Source organism: Microbulbifer mixtoriginis (SeqCode) (assembly GCF_052466765.1).
On the sequence record NZ_CP174289.1, the window covers coordinates 248477 to 266964 of the forward strand.

General features: G+C 50.8%; 17 protein-coding genes. 6 read left to right on the forward strand and 11 right to left on the reverse strand.

The window, feature by feature from the left end; all coding sequences use genetic code 11:
- Nucleotides 1-121: 121 nt before the first annotated feature.
- From prpC to ACJJIV_RS01075, 3 genes are all read right to left on the reverse strand, one after another.
- Nucleotides 122-1249, reverse strand: coding sequence for a bifunctional 2-methylcitrate synthase/citrate synthase (prpC, locus tag ACJJIV_RS01065; protein WP_444890416.1), 1128 nt, complete (start codon nt 1247-1249; stop codon nt 122-124).
- A 98-nt stretch (nt 1250-1347) separates the two neighbouring features.
- Complete coding sequence (gene prpB, locus ACJJIV_RS01070) at nt 1348-2226, reverse strand: methylisocitrate lyase (protein WP_444890417.1); 879 nt, start codon at nt 2224-2226, stop codon at nt 1348-1350.
- Between the two features lie 3 nt (nt 2227-2229).
- A complete protein-coding gene (locus ACJJIV_RS01075) occupies nt 2230-2910 on the reverse strand; it encodes a GntR family transcriptional regulator (RefSeq protein ID WP_444890418.1) in 681 nt (226 codons plus the stop codon).
- A 305-nt stretch (nt 2911-3215) separates the two neighbouring features.
- Here ACJJIV_RS01075 and ACJJIV_RS01080 point away from each other — a divergent pair, with 305 nt between their 5' ends.
- The gene (locus tag ACJJIV_RS01080) at nt 3216-3743 is read left to right on the forward strand and encodes a DUF2062 domain-containing protein (protein WP_252085776.1); all 528 of its coding nucleotides are present in this window, start codon (nt 3216-3218) and stop codon (nt 3741-3743) included.
- Here the strand turns inward: ACJJIV_RS01080 and ACJJIV_RS01085 are convergent.
- From ACJJIV_RS01085 to ACJJIV_RS01110, 6 genes are all read right to left on the reverse strand, one after another.
- On the reverse strand, nt 3733-4152 hold the full coding sequence (locus ACJJIV_RS01085; RefSeq protein ID WP_444890419.1) for a hypothetical protein: 420 nt from the start codon (nt 4150-4152) through the stop codon (nt 3733-3735). The two genes, ACJJIV_RS01080 and ACJJIV_RS01085, sit on opposite strands and share 11 nt — an antisense overlap.
- Nucleotides 4153-4165: 13 nt before the next feature.
- Nucleotides 4166-5425, reverse strand: coding sequence for a lipoprotein-releasing ABC transporter permease subunit (locus ACJJIV_RS01090; RefSeq protein ID WP_444890420.1), 1260 nt, complete (start codon nt 5423-5425; stop codon nt 4166-4168).
- Nucleotides 5418-6170, reverse strand: coding sequence for a lipoprotein-releasing ABC transporter ATP-binding protein LolD (lolD, locus tag ACJJIV_RS01095; protein WP_444886076.1), 753 nt, complete (start codon nt 6168-6170; stop codon nt 5418-5420). Before lolD ends, ACJJIV_RS01090 begins: the two co-directional genes overlap by 8 nt.
- A 72-nt stretch (nt 6171-6242) precedes the next feature.
- On the reverse strand, nt 6243-7484 hold the full coding sequence (locus ACJJIV_RS01100; protein WP_252085772.1) for a lipoprotein-releasing ABC transporter permease subunit: 1242 nt from the start codon (nt 7482-7484) through the stop codon (nt 6243-6245).
- 51 nt (nt 7485-7535) lie between these two features.
- Complete coding sequence (locus ACJJIV_RS01105) at nt 7536-9170, reverse strand: alpha/beta hydrolase (RefSeq protein ID WP_444890421.1); 1635 nt, start codon at nt 9168-9170, stop codon at nt 7536-7538.
- Nucleotides 9171-9305: 135 nt separating this feature from the next.
- Nucleotides 9306-10940: an alpha/beta hydrolase gene (locus ACJJIV_RS01110; RefSeq protein ID WP_444890422.1), complete on the reverse strand. Its 1635-nt coding sequence runs from the start codon at nt 10938-10940 to the stop codon at nt 9306-9308.
- Between the two features lie 183 nt (nt 10941-11123).
- Here ACJJIV_RS01110 and ACJJIV_RS01115 point away from each other — a divergent pair, with 183 nt between their 5' ends.
- On the forward strand, nt 11124-11420 hold the full coding sequence (locus tag ACJJIV_RS01115) for a hypothetical protein (protein WP_252085769.1): 297 nt from the start codon (nt 11124-11126) through the stop codon (nt 11418-11420).
- 273 nt (nt 11421-11693) lie between these two features.
- Entirely contained in the window at nt 11694-13100 is a 1407-nt protein-coding gene (gene asnS / locus ACJJIV_RS01120; protein ID WP_444890423.1) for an asparagine--tRNA ligase, read from the forward strand.
- 59 nt (nt 13101-13159) lie between these two features.
- Here the strand turns inward: asnS and ACJJIV_RS01125 are convergent, their stop codons facing one another.
- A complete protein-coding gene (locus ACJJIV_RS01125) occupies nt 13160-15121 on the reverse strand; it encodes a GMC family oxidoreductase (RefSeq protein ID WP_444890424.1) in 1962 nt (653 codons plus the stop codon).
- A 582-nt stretch (nt 15122-15703) separates the two neighbouring features.
- Between ACJJIV_RS01125 and ACJJIV_RS01130 the strand changes: the two genes are divergently transcribed.
- The 3 genes from ACJJIV_RS01130 to ACJJIV_RS01140 all read left to right on the forward strand — a co-directional run bounded on the left by ACJJIV_RS01130 (nt 15704) and on the right by ACJJIV_RS01140 (nt 17458).
- Entirely contained in the window at nt 15704-16078 is a 375-nt protein-coding gene (locus ACJJIV_RS01130) for a hypothetical protein (RefSeq protein ID WP_444890425.1), read from the forward strand.
- Between the two features lie 294 nt (nt 16079-16372).
- Nucleotides 16373-17014 carry a hypothetical protein gene (locus tag ACJJIV_RS01135; protein WP_252085765.1) on the forward strand — a complete coding sequence of 214 codons (642 nt, stop codon included), beginning with the start codon at nt 16373-16375 and terminating at the stop codon, nt 17012-17014.
- 174 nt (nt 17015-17188) lie between these two features.
- The gene (locus ACJJIV_RS01140; protein ID WP_252085764.1) at nt 17189-17458 is read left to right on the forward strand and encodes a hypothetical protein; all 270 of its coding nucleotides are present in this window, start codon (nt 17189-17191) and stop codon (nt 17456-17458) included.
- Nucleotides 17459-17566: 108 nt separating this feature from the next.
- Here the strand turns inward: ACJJIV_RS01140 and ACJJIV_RS01145 are convergent, their stop codons facing one another.
- Nucleotides 17567-18442 (reverse strand): alpha/beta hydrolase, encoded by an 876-nt coding sequence (locus ACJJIV_RS01145; protein WP_444890426.1) that lies wholly within the window; start codon nt 18440-18442, stop codon nt 17567-17569.
- Nucleotides 18443-18488 lie beyond the last annotated feature (46 nt).

An 18488-nucleotide genomic window follows, 5' to 3' on the forward strand; every position in this document is an offset into this window, starting at 1 on the left:
AAATCAGTTCAGTCGAATCTTTTTAAAATCGTGTCTCTTCTGAGAGAGGCTCCAGATCACCCAAAAAGGCAACCTGAAGCCGGCACACTGGGTGTGCCTCATTTCAATAGTGAAATGAAAATTAACCGCGCTCGGCGATAGGCGGTACTTCGCGCGGTTCGACACCTACATATTCAGCGCTCGGGCGAATAATGCGGTTGTCTGCACGCTGTTCAAATACGTGGGCAGCCCAACCAGTAACACGCGACATTACAAAAATCGGCGTGAACAATTTGGTGGGAATTCCCATAAAGTGATAAGCGGATGCATGGAAAAAGTCGGCATTACAGAACAACTTTTTCTCGCGCCACATGACTTCTTCGCAGCGTACGGAAACCGGGTACAAGACCTTATCGCCCACATCTTCAGACAGTTTCTCAGACCAGGCTTTGATGATCTCGTTACGCGGATCGGATTCGCGATAAATCGCGTGGCCGAAGCCCATGATTTTCTCTTTGCGCTCCAGCATACCCAGCAGTTCTTTCTCTGCTTCATCCGGGTTGGCAAAACGCTCGATCATTTCCATTGCCGCCTCGTTGGCGCCGCCATGCAACGGGCCACGCAGAGTGCCGATAGCACCGGTAATGCAGCTAAACAGATCAGACAGGGTAGAGGCACAAACACGCGCAGTGAAAGTGGACGCGTTAAACTCGTGCTCTGCGTAGAGGATCAGGGAAACATTCATCACCTGCTCATGCAGGGCATTGGGTTTCTTACCGCGCAGCATATGCAGGAAGTGGCCGCCGATGCTGTCATCGTCGGTATCCGTTTCAATGCGCACGTTGTCGTGGGTGAAACGATACCAGTAGCAAATGATGGAGGGAAAAGCAGCCAGTAAGCGGTTGGCTTTTTCCAGCTGCTGCGCGAAGGACTCTTCCCCTTCCAGGTTGCCCAGCATGGAGCATCCAGTACGCATTACGTCCATCGGATGGGCATCGGCGGGAATACGCTCCAGCACTTCTTTCAGTGCTTGCGGCAAACCACGCATACCTTTTAATAAGGCCTTGTATTCCGCCAACTGGTCGCTGGTGGGCAGCTCTCCGTAGAAAATCAGGTAGGCAACTTCTTCAAACTCGCAGTGTTGGGCCAGGTCTTTGATATCGTAACCGCGGTAAGTGAGGCCAGAGCCGGATTTACCTACCGTGGACAATGCAGTTTTACCCGCTACCTGGCCACGCAAGCCGGCGCCACTCAATGCTTTTTCTGCCATCTTCCTTATCTCCCCTTTGTAGGCACAGTTTCTGTGTTCGTCCGAAAACCGCCATGCAAGCAACCTAACCCGGCATCTCACACGGTTTATAAAGTAAATTACTTCTTGAACAGCTCATCGAGCTTCTGCTCGAATACGTGATAATTGAGGTAGTCGTAAAGCTCCTCGCGGGTCTGCATGGTATCCACTACCGCTTTCTGGTCACCATTTTGCAGAATGCTGGTATACACATTCTCCGCCGCACGGTTCATAGCCCGGAACGCTGACAGCGGATACAGTACGATATCTGCGCCGGCTTCGCCCAACTCTTTGGCGTTATAGAGCTCGGTTTTACCAAATTCGGTGATATTCGCCAGAATCGGCACGTTCAGCGCGTCTTTAAATGCGCGATAGTGCTCCAACTTGGTAACGGCTTCCGCAAAAATACCGTCTGCGCCGGCTTCGATACAGGCCTGAGCGCGCTCTATAGCGGCATCCAAACCTTCTTGAGCGAAGGCATCAGTGCGGGCCATGATAAAGAAGTCATCATCGGTGCGTGCATCCACGGCAGCCTTGATGCGATCCACCATCTCCTGCTTGGAAACAATCTCTTTATTCGGGCGGTGGCCACAGCGCTTCTGTGCCACCTGATCTTCGATATGCACCGCTGCGGCACCGGCGCGAATCATTTCTTTGACAGTACGGGCGATATTAAAAGCGCCACCCCAGCCGGTATCGATATCCACCAGCAACGGCAGCTCACTGGCTGCAGTAATACGACGCACATCCTCTAGCACATTGTCTAGGCTGGTCATACCCAGATCCGGCAGGCCGTAGGAGGCATTGGCAACACCAGCACCGGAAAGGTAAATCGCCTTGTGGCCAATACGCTCGGCCATAATGGCGGAATAGGCGTTTATGGTGCCAACCACTTGAAGCGGTTGGTTCTCGGCAAGGGCGCTGCGGAAACGCGCGCCGGCGGAAGGCTTTTGGCTCATGCTCTACCTCAGTTTATTTTCAATATTCTGCCTGGAAGCACGGATATGTCGGCGCATCAACAGCTCCGCCAATTCACCATCCCCCGCTTCTATGGCTTCGATAATGTGGCTGTGTTCGCGAAAAGCGCGCTGTGCCCTGGGGCTGGCCATGCCCAGCTGGTAGCGATACATACGAACACGGTAATAAAGACGGTTGCACAGGGTGTCGATCAGTAGATCATTCTTCGAGGCCTGCACAATACGGAAATGGAAGTCGAAGTCTCCCTCCGGCTGAAAATACGCCTTACCGGCTTGCAGCTCTTCCTGCTGTTCGTGGCGCGACAACATCTGGCGCAGTTCCAACAGGTCTTCCTCGCTGCGCTGCTCAGCGGCAAGGCGGCAGGCCATGCCCTCCAAAGCTTCTCGCACTTCGTAGAGTTCCAGCAGACCACGCTCACTCAGCTCCACCACACGGGCACCTATGTTTACCCGGCGCTCCAGCAAACCCAGAGACTCCAAACGCATCAGGGCTTCACGCAAGCTGCCGCGACTGGCATTGAAGCGGCGGGCCAATTCCGGCTCACTAATCTTGCTGCCTGCAGGTATGCGACCTTCCACAATTTCACCGCGCAAGGTCAAAAACAGGCGCTCAGCCAGGCTCTGATGTGGCTCCCGCAAGGGGCTGTTGGCTCCAGTGACACCCATATGACTTTAACATTGTCGACAATTCTTTGGGATTGCAGACCATAAATGAGTGCGACCTGGGCGTCAACTCGAATCCGCATGACTAATTGTTGACAATTAATGGCGCAAAATGACTTCTATCACGGTAGTAGTTTTGCCATCACTAAGTGGGCATAATAGCGCCCGCGCCAGATACGGCATGCCCTACCACCCTGGGCGCTCTATGCTTATCTGGGGTAGGGAAAAAATCCCGACGAACGAATTTTCCAAACCCCGGTACAGCACTCATTAACAAGGCTGCCAGCACCCAGGTTTCAGATAGAGTTATGCCGAAGAGTATTATCAGGCGATGGCTGCCAAGCCCCGAAGAAATCCGAGCCAAGAATGGGCTCAAGTTTCTGGGGACTCTTCTCCACGATCCCAACCTATTTCACCTGAACCGACACTCAGTTTCAGTCGCCTTTGCCGTTGGCGTGTTCACCAGCTTCCTGCCCTTGCCAGGGCAGATGATTATTGCCGCACTGCTCGCTCTATGGCTGCGCTGCAATCTTCCGCTGTCGATTATTTTGGTGTGGATCAGCAATCCGGTGACTATGCCGGCAATCTTCTACAGCACCTACAAACTGGGCGCATGGATTCTGGGCACGCCCCCGGTGGACTTTGATATCGAGCTCTCTTGGGAGTGGTTGACGGAAGAAGTAGGGAAAATCTGGATGCCGCTGTTTTTTGGCTCAGTCCTGGCGGGGGTTTTCTTTGCCACTATCGCCTATTTTTCTATGCGCGCCCTATGGCGCTGGCATGTAGTAAAACGCTGGAAGCTACGTATTGAGCGACGCTCAGCGGTCAGCAGCTAGCCTCACTTCCAAAGCACTTGTCGACCCAACCCAAAGCCGCAGCGCCTGCTGCTATGGCCAGCAGTGCTGGCAGGGCATGACCGGTGACAGCCCCCAATGCCAGGGCTACAAAAGTCCCTAGCAAAAAAGATATGGATGCAGCCTTAACCTGACTTCCTGCGGCGGTTAAGGCCACCACCCAAACCACCACCAAGGCAGAGATCATAGCGCCCAGGCAGATCAACCATAGAGGTAAAACCTGCCAGCCTGCGGCATAGCACACAGATCCTTCGCGCATACCATCCGGGCAGAAGGTCATTACCCGCCAGTTTTCAAATTTCAGGCTCGCCACAAGAACGAGGACCCAGGCAGTAAGTGCCGCCGGTAGCGGCAGCAGTTTGCGCAAAACATGTAAAGCCTTGCTCGGCACCAATCAAAACCGCCTATTCGTTTCGCAGCGCCGCCGCAGGCTGCACACGACTGGCCTGGAACGCAGGATAGAGCGTGGCCAGCAGACTGAGCAGGAAGCCCGCACCAACTACCAAAGCCACATCTGCCCAAGATAGTTCTGATGGCAGGTAATCCACCGGATACACATCGGACTTAAGGAACTGAATGCCTAATGTGGATTCAAGGCCCGCCACCAGGTCGGTGACCGCCAGTGAAGCCAGGACCCCCAATACACCGCCAACGAGTGCGCCAACTAATCCCACTAACGCCCCCTGACTGACAAAGGTGAGGAGAATCTGCCGTGTGCTAGCGCCCATTGTGCGCAGAATGGCGATATCCGAGTGCTTGTCGATTACCACCATCACCAAAGTCGAGACCACATTAAAAGCGGCAATGGCAATGATCAGCAGCACCAGCAACCCCACCAGATTGCGAGACATCTGGATCGCCTGGTAGAGATTACCGTGGGTGCGGCTCCAATCAGTTCCGTAATAGCCATCGCGAGGCAGGTCTTTCAACAGCCGCCGCATAATCCAGTTGGCTTCCAGCATTTCGGTCACACGTAACTGGATGCCTGCGCCACCCTTTTGGCCAGCCAGGCCCTGGGCCTGCTCCCAGGAAACCAGGGCCAACGATTGATCCAGAACTGTCCCAGAATGAAAGACCTCCGCCACCTTGAAACCGGCCACACGAGCGGCGCGGCGGCTACCCGAGGCCGCATCGTTATTGGGCACGATCAAAGACAGGTAATCGCCCTGCTCCACTCCCAGTTTTTCTGCGATTCCGCGCCCGAGAATCACACCCGGCTCGGAATCATCGAGCATAGCTGGAAAAGCATTGGAACTGAGGAAATCATTGATATTCGATACATTGACGATGGTGTCGGGATTTACCCCCTGCACCAGCAGTGGTGTAACCTCGCTGCCACGACGAGCCAGTGCGTTCACCTGCCAAACTTCCGCCGCGGACTCCACCTCAGCATCCGCCGCCAATTGATCGCGCAGAGCAGGCCAATCCACCGCCACAGTGGCGTTATAGATAGTCGCGTGGGGCATGATGCCGAGAATACGCTCACGCAGCTCGCGATCGAAGCCATTCATTACCGACATCACCACGATCATCAAAGCAACGCCGAGAATCAGACCAATCATCGACAGGCCGGAAATAAATGACACCAGGCCTACGGAGTCATCGCTGCGGCGCTGGGCCCCGGCATAGCGCAGGCCGATAAAGGCTGGGAGTGGCTTAAACATGATCACCTTGGTGCCAATCACTGAGAAGCTCGCCATCCACTAGGTGCAAGCAGCGATCCAGGGCTGCGGCAAGGTCCGGGTCATGGGTGACAATCACAAAGCTGATACCCATCTCCTGATTGAGTCGGTCCATCAATTTGTGAATCTCCCCTGCCGTGGTTCTATCCAGGTTGCCGGTGGGCTCATCCATCAGCACACAGGCAGGGCGAGTCACCAGCGCCCTCGCAATCGCTACACGCTGGCGTTCTCCCCCGGAGAGCTGCGAAGGCTTATGATCAACCCTCTCACCCAGGCCTACCGCTTCCAGCATGGATTTGGCCTCGGTCCGTGCATTGGCCACACTGTGCTTACCGATCAGCAGTGGCATTGCCACATTTTCCAAGGCACTGAATTCATTGAGCAGGTGGTGAAACTGGTAAACAAAACCGAGACTGCTATTACGCAACCAGCCGCGCTCATTGGCATTGAGTGTCGCCAGGTTCTGACCGGCAACCCAAACCTCTCCACTACTCGGCGTATCCAACCCGCCGAGTAAGTTGAGCAAGGTGGACTTGCCGGAGCCCGAGGCCCCCACGATGGCAAGCTTCTCACCCCGCTCTACTTGCAACTCCACACCACGCAGAACCTCAAGATCTCTGCCGCCCTGGCGATAGCTCTTGCGCAGCTGGCGGCAGGCCAGGACAGCATCACCGGGAGCCGTTGCCGGCCTCGCCTTCTCAGTGTCTATTTCCACTCGACTATTCATCAATATTTGCCGCTTCCAAATTCTGAGAAATCACTTTAGATACTGATCGTACCTATATGATTTATATGACAATTATTCGTAACGCAAAGCTTCCGCTGGCTCGATTTGGGCCGCCCGCCATGCGGGCAGCAGTGTCGCTAATAAACTCATACAGATAGCGGCGGATAAGACTACCACTGCATCGCCAACACGAAACTCCGATGGCAAATAGCTCACGAAAAATACCCGCGGATCAAAAATCTTGGCGCCCAAAAGGTTTTCCATCCAGCTCACCATCTCGGTGAGATTGAGCGCGATTAGGATACCCAGTAAGGCGCCAGTAAATGCGCCTATCAGCCCGATCGCGCTGCCCTGCACAACGAACACTGCCATTATTTGGCGTGAAGTGAGCCCCAGGGTTCTGAGCACGGCGATATCGGAGCGCTTGTCCGCCACCATCAGCACCAGGGCCGAGACAATATTAAAAGCCGCTACGGCTACGATGATCATCAACATTAAAGTGACCACCGTCTTCTCCATCTTCACCGCCTGAAACAGGCTTCCCTGGGAATGGCTCCAATCCTCACCACTAAAACCCTCTCCGAGGGCCGCGGCGTAGGGCTCAACCCTACCCAGGGCATTATCCATATCGTCAAAACGCAGCTGTAATCCCTGCACCCTGCCGGACATACGCATTAATCGGGCTGCATCCTCTACATTCATCAATGCCACATTTTGGTCCACCTGAGCGCCTACCGAGAAAACTCCGGCGACGGTAAAGCGTTTGGTGCGTGGGAAGATACCAGCGGGAGTTACCGCCACCTCGGGCAGGGTCAGAGTGACGGACTCGCCAGGCAGCACATTGAGCTGCTGAGCGAGAATACGGCCGAGCACTATTTGGTAACTGCGGGGCTGCAACTCATCCAGGCTACCCATCACCATATGCTCGCCAACTTCAGAGACGTCGCGTAGGGCCTTGGGATCTACACCTTGGAACTCGACCCCGTGGCTATCGCCGTAGGCGCTCAACAGGGCAAACCCTTTCACAAAGGGACTCACCGCCTCCACATGGGGCTGCTGTTCAAGCTTCTGAGCCACGCCCTGCCACTCTTGCAAGCCGCCTTCGCGCTCGATAAAGCCGTGGGGAACCACGCTCAATATTCGCGTTTTCAACTCACGATCGAAGCCGTTCATCACAGAAGTCACGACGATCAAGGCAAGAACGCCTAACGCCATGCCAATCAGGGAGAAGCCATTAATAAAGGAAATGAACTGCTGCCTGCGGCGGGCAGCCACATATCTCAGGCCAATAAAAAGGGGGACAGGTTTTAACATAGAGCCGATTTAAACGGAAAATAGTCAAGAAATCCAAGGATTTAGACAACTTCAGCGCTTGGGAAAAATTTTTAGCTTAGCCCGCAGGCGCTGCAGCTCTGCCTCGCTCCAATCCGGAGGCTCGGTCAGGGCGATCCAGGCGAGCGTGTATCCTGCTGCCGAATAGCGGTGTCCGAAATCCCGTGGTGTGACCCCTACATTAAAGTCCGCTAACAGCTGCAACATAGTGACAACAGGGAACCAGCGAAGGTCCGGAGACACATCGGGCCCTCTGGGGCGCTCCAGCCAGTCAGGTCTGCGAAACGCCCAGCGAAAGTCAAAAAAGACAATCGGATCACTAGCATGCTGCAGGAAGGCGATACGGAATCTACCCCAGGGCTTCTGCCCCAAATAACCACCGTACTGATTTCCAAAGCGCACCACCTCTCCCCCTTTAAACTGGGGGAGCCAAGCGGGGGTGCCGGGATCACGATTATCGGTAATCATTCTCCAGGACCGCATACTAAACGGAGGGCCAGCCCAAAGAGCACCATTAATGGGGCTATCAATCACATCGTAGAACTGAAAGGAGTCTTCAGAGAGCTTGGCTCCTAAACTTAGCCCGTATAGATAAAGTCTGGGGCGAGTGTTTACCGGTAGCTCCTCCCAGTAATCGTAAATCACCTTGAACAGTATGCGAGCGGATGTTCTGATCGACTGAGCATCTGTAAACAATACGATGGGGCCCGGTAAATACGAGTACTGTACGGCCACTGTAGCTACATCCCCTCGGTACAGAAATTCAAGAGAATTCACTGCCCCTGGGTCGATCCAGCCATCCCCAACCGGGGTTGCAATCAGCAAAATTTCTCGCTCAAACGCCTTTACGCGCTTCAACTCTTCAAGTGCCAATAGTGCACGCTGCTGTGGCGTGTCTGCTGAGTGCACTCCCACATAAACTCGAATGGGGTCCATGCCCTCCCCTGCAACCTCCCGAATATCTTCCGCAGATGGCCCAAGAGACAAAAATCGGCGCCCCTCATGTCCCAACCTATCCCAGGCAAGTAGCGAGTTCGCTCCACCTGACTTGCTGGGATCTTGCGGAGGCGGCAAGTTCGCAACAACAATCAGATCCAGCTTTTCATAGATAAGTGAGACTGCATAGAGGCCCGACTGCAACAACACTCCATTCAACACACTCCAATAAAGCAACAACGCGACAAGCAGCCCAGTAAGGGCTGCCACCCTTGGAGGGATGGTCTTTTCTAAACGGGCAGATACGCGCAAAACCACCCTGAGAAAGCCTTTGCCTGCCCATCTAAAGAGCAGGAATACGCAGAGTGCGACAACACCAATCGTAATTGGGGCGACGCCAGAAATTGCCGGCATGCCCATCAATGAGCGCACTGAGTTCTGCCACTCCGTCCCTTGCCTAAGAAAAACTAAAATAAGGCTGACACCCAAAATAATTATCAGCCCTCTCAATATTCGTCGCTGCCGATGGTCTAGCGGGATATCGGGAACGCCCAAATACTTCCAAACATAGCGGACCAGCACAGACAGTGAATACCCAACGGTGAATGAAAAACCAGAAAGAATACCCTGCACATAGGCATTCCGAGGAATCAGAGAAGGAGTGAGGCTCAGAGCGAAGCATATCGCGCCCAACAGTAAACCTGAAATTGAGAAAGCGGTTAATTTTTGCATTCATGCCGCCGATAAGCTTGAGTCCCAGGTCAAAATGGCTTGCGCCAATTTCTCACTGTACAGCCCCATGTAACCCAATAAACAACCAGAAATGTTTTGATCTTGAAAGAGTACCTTTCTTACGGCAGACCGCACTCAACGCACTGGATATGTTCTAAGCTTTTCCCGCAGGCGCTTTAACTCCTCATCACTCCAATCGGGCGGCTCGGTTAACGCCATCCAGGCGAGGACATACCCTTCAGGTGCATAGCGGTGCCCGAACCCCAGTGGCGCAATCCCCAAGTTTAGGTCTGCCAGTAGTTGCAGCATGGTCACTATAGGAAACCAGTAGAGGTCTGGAGAGACATCCGGCCCTCGTGGGCGCTCCAACCAATCCGGCATTTGAAGCATCCAACGCAGATCAAAAAAGACTATTGGATCACTGGCGTGCTGCAAAAAGGCGATTCGGAAGCTTCCCCAGGGTTCCTGCCCTAAATAACCACCATATTGATTACCAAAACGAACAACCTCTCCCCCCTTAAACTGCGGTAGCCAGGCTGGGGTTCCGGGGTCGCGACTATCCGTGATGATGCGCCAGATGCCTGTGCCAAATGGCGGCCCTGCCCAGAGTACGCCATCGATAGGGTCATCAATAATGTCATAAAAATCAAAGGAGGCCTCTGACAACTGAGCACCGAGACTCAAGCCAAAGAGGTACAGCCTTGGGCGAGTTTCAACTGGCAGCTCCTCCCAGTATTCGTAGATCACCTTAAACAAAGCCCTGGCGGAATCCAGCCCATATTGATTATCTGTTAATAATGCAATCGGGCTTGGCAAAAAGGAGTATTGGGTAGCAACGGTAGCCACATCCCCTCGATAAAGAAATTCCAGGGAGTTTATAGCCCCAGGATCTAACCAGCCTTCGCCAGTGGGTGTCGCAATTAGTAATATCTCTCTATCGAATGCATTGAGGCGCTTTAGCTCAGCAAGTGCCAGGAAGGCTCTTTGTAATGGAGTTTCTGCAGCACGCAAGCCTACAAAGACCCTTATCGGCTCTTTACCTAACCCGGCAACCTCACGGATATCCTCCACAGAGGGGCCAAGGGTTAAAAAGCGACGCCCCTGATGCCCGACACTTTTCCAAGACAATAGAGAGTCCGCACCGCCAACCTTGTTGGGGTCCTCAGGTGCCTTCAGTCCTTCTGCAATTACCTGATCATGTTTTTCCCATATGACCGAGACAATATGCACCCCTACCTTCAGGAGCACCCCATTTAGAATGCCCCAGTAAAGTGCCACTGCCACCAGCAACCCAATGAGCAAAGCCACCCTTTCAGGAATATGCACGGATAGATACTTGGTAACAGCATGAATGACTCGGCGAAACCCTTTACCCATCACCCAGAATGAGAGAAAGACCAGCAGGGCCACGGACCCCACGGTAAAGGGCCCGATCCCGGTAACCGGCTGCATACCCATCAAGGCCCGCACCGAGTTCTGCCAGTGCGCCCCCTGCCAAAGAAAAATAATGATCAGGCATATGCAGGCAACCAGCGCTAAGCGTTTAAGCACTCTGCGCACCCCAGGACTGAGAGGAATGTCGGGCAGCTCAAAGTAATTCCACAGCCAGTGCATAAACAAGCCGATCACATAGCCAAAAGTGAAGGAGGTTCCGGCGAGAACACCTTGCATGAGGGCAGTGCGTGGAATCAGAGAGGGCGTAAGAGAGAGAGCAAAGAGAATAGCGCCAAGCAATAGCCCCAGAACTGAGAAGGTTTTTGAGAGTCGCATCCATGCCCGCCCACAGGACTAAGCCCAATGGTCAGCCTAGCACACACATACTCTCCTTCCCCGGACCTTTTCCCCTACAAGGCGTCTTCTTCGGTATAAAAACGTGAAGAAGTCCAAGTGTTTTGGCATTTTTTCTGCTTTAATGGCCTGGCGTATTCGAACACCTAAATCGGAGAACAATAAATGTTCAGCAGAAATCGCAACGGAGTGGCCCAGATCGCTGGTACCGTGGCACTTCTTTTGGCATTTGGCGCCCAGGCAAAAACCCTGGAGATCCCTGTGGGCTCCCAGGGCGCAGAGCTGTCCTTTGGTGAAGCTCGCGGCATGAAGAAAAACGATATCAGCACGCGCCTTGGTGAGCCCCTCAGTATTATGGGCCCCGTCGGCGAGCCCGCTATCACCCGCTGGGAATACAACGACTTCTATGTCTTCTTTGAGCGAGACACAGTACTGCACACGGTGAAGAAGCCGCGCGGCTAGGCCCGTGCGATTTTGGGGCAGGTATCGAATCCAGGCCCCACTCCCTCCTTCCCGCAAGCCGCCAAGTACTTTAACCCACACAATCCTGATGCTTTTCAATGGCGCCACCCAAATAGGCCCGCTTTCCCGGCAAGCTTCCAAATTACCAAGGGACTGGATTTCCCCTCAGCAACAGGTCAATATGCCCGCCGTAACTTCACCTTGGTGGCGTGGTCAGCTTTTAGGCAAGCCGGCAGAACACCACCTTCAGGACTAGCGAGAAACCGATAGAAAATGACAGTAAAAGTCGAATCCGTAGATAGCCTATTAAAATCCACCGGCCGTGAGGGCGAAGAAGTTCGCGTACAGGGCTGGATCAGAACCCGTCGCGACTCCAAAGCCGGTCTTTCTTTCCTGGCAGTACACGACGGCAGTTGCTTTGACCCTATTCAGGTCATTGCCGAGAATCATCTGCACAATTACCAGTCTGAAGTACAGCGCCTGACCACAGGCTGTGCAGTGGATATTGTTGGAACCGTCAAGCCTTCAGAAGGCAAGGGCCAATCGATCGAATTGTTAGCTTCTGAAGTTCAAGTGGTCGGCTGGGTAGAAGACCCGGACACCTACCCAATGTCCCCCAAACGCCACACCATGGAGCACCTACGCGAACACGCGCATCTACGCGTCCGTACTAATGTCAGCGGCGCGGTGGCTCGAGTTCGCAACTGTATCGCTCAGGCGATTCATCGCTTCTACCACGAGAACGGCTTTAACTACGTACACACGCCCATTCTCACCGCCTCTGACTGTGAAGGCGCCGGAGAAATGTTCCGGGTTAGCACTCTGGATATGGAAAACCTGCCACGCAACGAGCAGGGCGCTATCGATTACAGCAAGGACTTTTTTGGCGAGGAGAGCTTCCTTACCGTATCTGGCCAGCTGAATGTTGAGAGCTACTGTCTGGCCCTATCCAAGGTTTACACCTTTGGCCCCACCTTCCGTGCGGAGAACTCCAACACCACTCGCCACCTAGCCGAGTTCTGGATGGTAGAGCCGGAAGTGGCTTTTGCCGATCTAGCCGATATCGCTGATCTATCTGAGCAAATGCTGAAGTACATCTTCAAAGCCGTACTGGAAGAACGTGCCGACGATATGGCCTTCTTCGCCCAGCGCATCGATAAAGAGGCCATCAGCCGCCTGGAGAACATCATCGAGAATGATTTCGCTCGCATCAACTACTCCGAAGCCATCGAAATCCTGGAAAACTGTAAAGAGAAGTTCGAATTCCCCGTCTCTTGGGGCATAGACTTGGCCTCTGAGCACGAACGCTACCTGGCTGAGAAACACTTCAAGAAGCCAGTGATTGTTCTGAACTATCCGAAGGATATCAAAGCCTTCTATATGCGTATGAACGATGACGGTAAAACTGTAGCCGCCATGGATGTACTGGCACCGGGTATCGGTGAAATTATCGGCGGTGCCCAGCGTGAAGAACGCCTTGAGAAGCTCGACGAACGCATGGATGAAATGAACATCCCCAAAGATCACCTCGACTGGTATCGCGACCTGCGCCGCTACGGCACAGTGCCTCACGCAGGCTTTGGTCTGGGCTTCGATCGCATCGTGTCTTACGTAACTGGCATGGGTAACATCCGCGATGTTATCCCCTTCCCGCGCACACCAAAGAACATCTCGTTCTAATTAAAAAGCCCCGCTCTGCGGGGCTTTTTCTTTTTCAACCTGGGTTTAGCAAGGCCCTATCAGGCAATCTGGCCCGTTGCCGCCGCAATAATATCATCGCTAGCTTTTTCACTAATCATATACACCGGCACCACGATAAAGAAGCCCGGAATACGTGGAAATACCGAAGCATCCACCACTCGTAAATTATTGGTGCCATGTACCCGGAATTTACTATCCACTACTGCCATTGGATCACTAGCTGGCCCCATTTTATTGGAACAGGAAGCGTGGTGACCCCATGCCTGATTTTTAACAAACTGGCCGATTTGCTCATCGGTCTGCACATCTCCACCGGGCAATAACTCCCTGGCTACCTGCTGGCCAACGATAGGGGCCGACATAATATCCCGGGATATTTTTACACCCTCGACTACCGCCTGTAAGTCTTTTTCATAATCACCACTACCCTCATCAAAATAGTGAAAATTAATCTCTGGGGTGTCCTGCGGATTGGCAGAGCGCAAAGTTACCCGCCCAGCCCTATTATTAGTATGACCTTTAAGTACGATCCAGGAAAAGCGATCTTTGTAATCCCTTAGCGCCTGAGAATAACCGGGGTAATAACCGTGGAAATCAGAGGGCGCTCCAAAAATAAACAAATCAGGATCTGGTAGGTCGGGGTGGGAGCGCTTCACCAAAGATAGTACTGGACCATTACCACTGTAGGGGCCTTTATTCAGCCAACCGTAGCGATATCGATTCAGACAGGGGTCACCCTGCTCGCCCCAGGTACAATCCTTGAGAAGGGCCAAATCCTCGGTCATCTCACTAACAATGCCGACTTCGTAACGATCCTGCAGGTTTTCACCTACACCCGGCAAGTCAACTATCTGATCAATTCCGTGCTGAAAAAGCTCTTGGCTTGGACCCACTCCGGATAATTTCAGCAGCTGAGGACTATTGAATGCTCCTCCCGAAAGAATCACCTCCCTACTCGCCCTCACCTGCCGCATAGTACCAATGGAGCCGGTATCATCGTGATAAGGGTCAGCCTTATAGAGGTTCGCCCCCTCCATAAACTCCACCCCAATAGCCGTTTTACCTTCAAACATCACCCTTGTTGCCAGCGCATTGGTGCGAATATGTAACAGGTTTGGATAGCGACTCTGGGTATCCAAAAGGTGCTCCCGTACGCTCTTGCGACGACTCCTGCTATCTGCAGCCATCGGGGCAATAAAAGGCCCCTCCTCTCCTGAGGCCACATCCCAGTGATTGATATCTAAGCGTAGGTTTCCAGAAATAATCTGTTCAAGGGCTCCCTCCAGTCCGTATTTCGCCAATGCTGCCTTGACGATTTTTAATATTGCCGGGTCTTCCAACAGCAAAGCCGGATTACCTCTGTTAGTAGGAAGCCATCCATCAAAACCATGGCGAGAGGGATTCGAAAAAATTGGACGGGAAACATATTGGCATCGCTCAAGCCGCTCAAAATATCGCCGCATATTGCTGCTGCCCCAAGAACTATCTCCTGTCGCTTGAGCAATACGGTCAAAGTCATTGTTGTGGGGATAGACAGTAATCAGCGCATGGTGTGTCGTACAGCCCCCTATAGTACTAGCCCGCGGATATAAAACACCTTTACCTGGAATATACTTATCATCCAGCTGTTGTTGATTAAAATCCGCGTAATGCTTAATAAAGAAATCCCAGCTCAGCTTGCGGTCTTCTGACGCAAAAGGGTGCCAAGCGGGAATATTATGTGTGTCATCACTAGGGTCATTGGCCCCCGCCTCAAGCACCAATACCGAAAAGCCCGCCTTTGCCAGGTTTGCCGCTAATGGACCCCCTCCCGCACCAGAACCAACAATTACGTAATCATAAACATCATAAAACTGATTAGAACTACCCGAAAATGCAGAGCCAAACCCAGAAGCAACAGCACCTGCTGCCAAGCCCATTTGAAGGGCGCGTTTGGTAAAAGTTCTTCGGTCAATGCCTGCTAGATGATTTTTTTTCTCTGGCGTTTTCTTCTTATCCATATTAGTTATTCGCTCTAATGTTTTAAAGGCTGCACGACGCACGCTAAGGGATGAAACAGATACATTCTAAAAAACCAATACTAATTATTTAACTCTAAAGCTTTTCAAGCCTATCTAGAACATATTTTTAAGCAACCAGTAAAATCTCGTTTTAAAACGAGCATCGCAAAATGTCAGCACAATGAGTTATAACAAACTAAGCCTTTTCGCCACCCAGAACTCCAATCCAATCCCCAAGAGAACCTTCTCCAGCAACGTCTCTATCAAAGCCATTACCCTCATAAACTGGAATTTTTGATTAACTTGCGAGTTGAACTCCCCCGGAGTTACAAAAGGCGACAAAATGTGAACTAGTGTGAACTTTACACTCGCCAATTATCGAATTTTATAAAATATAACAGTTAAACAATCGTACTTGTTGCACCAAACACCAAGCCACAGTTATGATTCAAGTCAAGAAGCAAAAAAATTAAAAAAAACACTTCTGCTTTCAAAAAAGCAGAGAAGATAAAAAGCTTCTGAATTAGCAACTATCAACAGCTATTGACCAATGGCCAAATTGGTTTTAAAAGGGAGAAAGAGATGTCCCTCAGAGAAATCTATATTGACTCCAATTCCTTACCTAAATTTGGTTATTCCAGAGAGGAGGATGTCAATATGCTGATATCTAATCTGGATACTACCTTTCTAAATAATATCAGCATCGTTATTGCAAACGGAAAAGGAATAAGAATCTTCGACCAAGAGAGCATTAATCAATCAACGCTCATCGGATGGGTCTGTCGCTTCCCTGCCGGAACAACCCCTCCAAACGGCCTAAGAATTTCTGAACAAGGCCCTGGGCAATATTACATTTCCCCTGAAAGAAATATGACAGCAACACGTTTTATCGAACTTCTGAAAGAAATGTCTCTGAAAGCAATAACTCTTTTCAAAAGAGCCGATAAAGCCATTTAGTGCTATTAGACACAAACAATCAAACCAATAACAATCGAAGGTCTTTATTGCCTACAGACTTAGCAAATAATATTGTAGGCAAAAATTAAAAAAAAGGCTTTTCTCAGAAAATTTTATTTAATCCACTCTCTTTTAATTTACCTTAACTGTAACTAATGCTAAAGAAGTGGCCACTTAAACATTCCTTTTGAAAATAACTACGGATTTAAATCAACATCAATTCGTTTTGCCTTAAAAAACCACCTTAAAAAGAACCCAATAGAAACAACCCCCTGTATTGAAGGAGAATACACTATGCCCAATCAAGTCCGGAGCCGCACTACCGCTACCAGTTGCAATGACATGCTCGCCGATCTGAGCACCGCTCTGGGAGTACCTCAAGCCAATATGCGTTGTATAGGTGTTATGATACAAGCAGGTAAAACCCTAACGTCATTTAGTAATTTTAAGAAGACCATAGGCGGTGGACATGTATCACCATTTGTTGTGGACGCCAACGGATTACAGAGCTGGGACGAAGTCTGCGACAGCAGCTGGCAAACCTGGGCACAAAACTCTGCCACTGGTGAAACCCATGGGACTGTAAATGATGTTATGTTCTACCCAAGCTCAGCAAATGACATCACTATCTATGTACACCCTGCTACAAATACCGAAGTAGCAACTGTTGTAAATAGAGCCCAACAGCTCTTGAACGCCACCAATCTTGTTTATAACCACAACCCAACTCTTACCTCCAGCTTTCCCACAAGTGGAGACTGCGTTACCAAGAGTGCCTGGGTAATGGGGGCCTTCTCCTATTCAAAACCTATGCAAGGTGCAGTAACTCCCTGGGGACAAGCGGTAATCTATGAAGCCTACACATCACCAGTTAACTTTATGAGTAAATGGGTTAAGATTAAAAACAAGGGCTGTAAGCTTGGTGTGATGAACTAATATCTGGCTATAAGATAAATTCTTTATCAAGGCACCTGCATCTATAACCCGGCGAAGAGTTAGGCGAGTTCTGTTCTCTTTTGCCGGGCCTCTAACTGACCACATCGAAGAGAAGTGTTCGATGCTATAGTTAGTCCAGACGCCCCCTAATAATCACTGCTTGAGGAATATCTAATGGTTTACCTCTTTATGCAGGCCTCAGTGAAAGATTTTGATAAATGGCAGAGAGTCCTTATAGACTTCATGCCAATTTTAAAGCGAATGGGCAGTACAAATACATCAGTGTATCAAGAAATAGGCAGCCCCAATAATGTGACCGTGATTCATGAATTCACCTCCAAGGTGAAAGCTGAAGCATTCGTGAACAGTAACGAGTTACATGACTCCCGAAAAGAGGCTGAAGTCATAGGTACACCTAAGATTTGGTATACCGAAATGCTATAAAAAGACTAGCTTCATATACACACCAAGGTGCCCTCCACTACTTAGGTTTCACCTATTTACTTTGAGCAGATGATCAAAGAGCTTACCTGAATTCAATGTCGTGATGCATTAGTGCATCTTCCACTGATCCTGATAAAGCCACCTTAAACCTTTTGCCAAGCCAATTGGAAAGGTTGAATAGTGATCAGCCCCGCTTACCACCTCATCATTGAGAGACATACCCTGATAATTTCGTGAACGCAAACGCCCAACAAAGGCCTTGTGACCGCCCACCATGTCATGATTCATCCTCCCGTTTTCTTGAGTCTCCAGAGCACCAGTTGCAAGGTAAATATTTGCACTTAATGATTTATTCCTTTTTGAATACGCCTCCTCAACATCAAAAATCATTTCATTTTTATACCAAAGCGATGGGCTAGTGAGAATATAACTGGAAAACAGATCCGGCTTATTCAACAATACCCAGGCTCCAAATGACCCGCCTAAAGACTGACCAGCCAAGATTCTTTTTATAGGATTTGCACGATAATTTTTCTCTACAAACGGGATAACCTCTCCCTCAATAAACCTAAGATATTCTGGAGCACCGCCGGTCTTGTAGCGCCTCCAACTTTTATCAACCACCGGGGTAAGATCCCGCACTCGACTAAACTGTCCCAGCTCCCCTTGCGCAAAAGAGATACCGATTACAATCGCCTTATTCATACTTTTCAGATGTGTCACACCTGCAGCAACTTTGAAAGTATAAGGGCCATCATTTAGATAAAGGGTGGGATAAGTTTGATCACTCTGAGAATCATCATAATAGCTAGCAGGCGTTTTAATGTATAAATCATATTTTCGCCCTAATATTTTTGAATGAATTGTAAAAACCTCAGAATTATCTAGCTCAAAAGCTCCAGGCTTGGGAACAACAAGTTCTTCAGCCAGCGCAGGAACGGAACATAGGAATAACACGACTACAATATATTTTAACTTATACACACCCTACTCCTCAGAGTTTACTTCTATACTCTAAAAACCTCTTCCT

Bases quoted from the DNA above. Each gene is read 5' to 3' on its own strand.
- prpC (WP_444890416.1), bottom strand. From the start codon at position 1,249: ATGGCAGAAAAAGCATTGAGTGGCGCCGGCTTGCGTGGCCAGGTAGCG.
- ACJJIV_RS01090 (WP_444890420.1), bottom strand. From the start codon at position 5,425: ATGTTTAAGCCACTCCCAGCCTTTATCGGCCTGCGCTATGCCGGGGCC.
- ACJJIV_RS01125 (WP_444890424.1), bottom strand. From the start codon at position 15,121: ATGGATAAGAAGAAAACGCCAGAGAAAAAAAATCATCTAGCAGGCATT.
- prpB (WP_444890417.1), bottom strand. From the start codon at position 2,226: ATGAGCCAAAAGCCTTCCGCCGGCGCGCGTTTCCGCAGCGCCCTTGCC.
- ACJJIV_RS01115 (WP_252085769.1), top strand. From the start codon at position 11,124: ATGTTCAGCAGAAATCGCAACGGAGTGGCCCAGATCGCTGGTACCGTG.
- ACJJIV_RS01080 (WP_252085776.1), top strand. From the start codon at position 3,216: ATGCCGAAGAGTATTATCAGGCGATGGCTGCCAAGCCCCGAAGAAATC.
- ACJJIV_RS01140 (WP_252085764.1), top strand. From the start codon at position 17,189: ATGGTTTACCTCTTTATGCAGGCCTCAGTGAAAGATTTTGATAAATGG.
- ACJJIV_RS01100 (WP_252085772.1), bottom strand. From the start codon at position 7,484: ATGTTAAAACCTGTCCCCCTTTTTATTGGCCTGAGATATGTGGCTGCC.
- ACJJIV_RS01135 (WP_252085765.1), top strand. From the start codon at position 16,373: ATGCCCAATCAAGTCCGGAGCCGCACTACCGCTACCAGTTGCAATGAC.
- lolD (WP_444886076.1), bottom strand. From the start codon at position 6,170: ATGAATAGTCGAGTGGAAATAGACACTGAGAAGGCGAGGCCGGCAACG.
- ACJJIV_RS01130 (WP_444890425.1), top strand. From the start codon at position 15,704: ATGTCCCTCAGAGAAATCTATATTGACTCCAATTCCTTACCTAAATTT.
- asnS (WP_444890423.1), top strand. From the start codon at position 11,694: ATGACAGTAAAAGTCGAATCCGTAGATAGCCTATTAAAATCCACCGGC.
- ACJJIV_RS01110 (WP_444890422.1), bottom strand. From the start codon at position 10,940: ATGCGACTCTCAAAAACCTTCTCAGTTCTGGGGCTATTGCTTGGCGCT.
- ACJJIV_RS01075 (WP_444890418.1), bottom strand. From the start codon at position 2,910: ATGGGTGTCACTGGAGCCAACAGCCCCTTGCGGGAGCCACATCAGAGC.
- ACJJIV_RS01105 (WP_444890421.1), bottom strand. From the start codon at position 9,170: ATGCAAAAATTAACCGCTTTCTCAATTTCAGGTTTACTGTTGGGCGCG.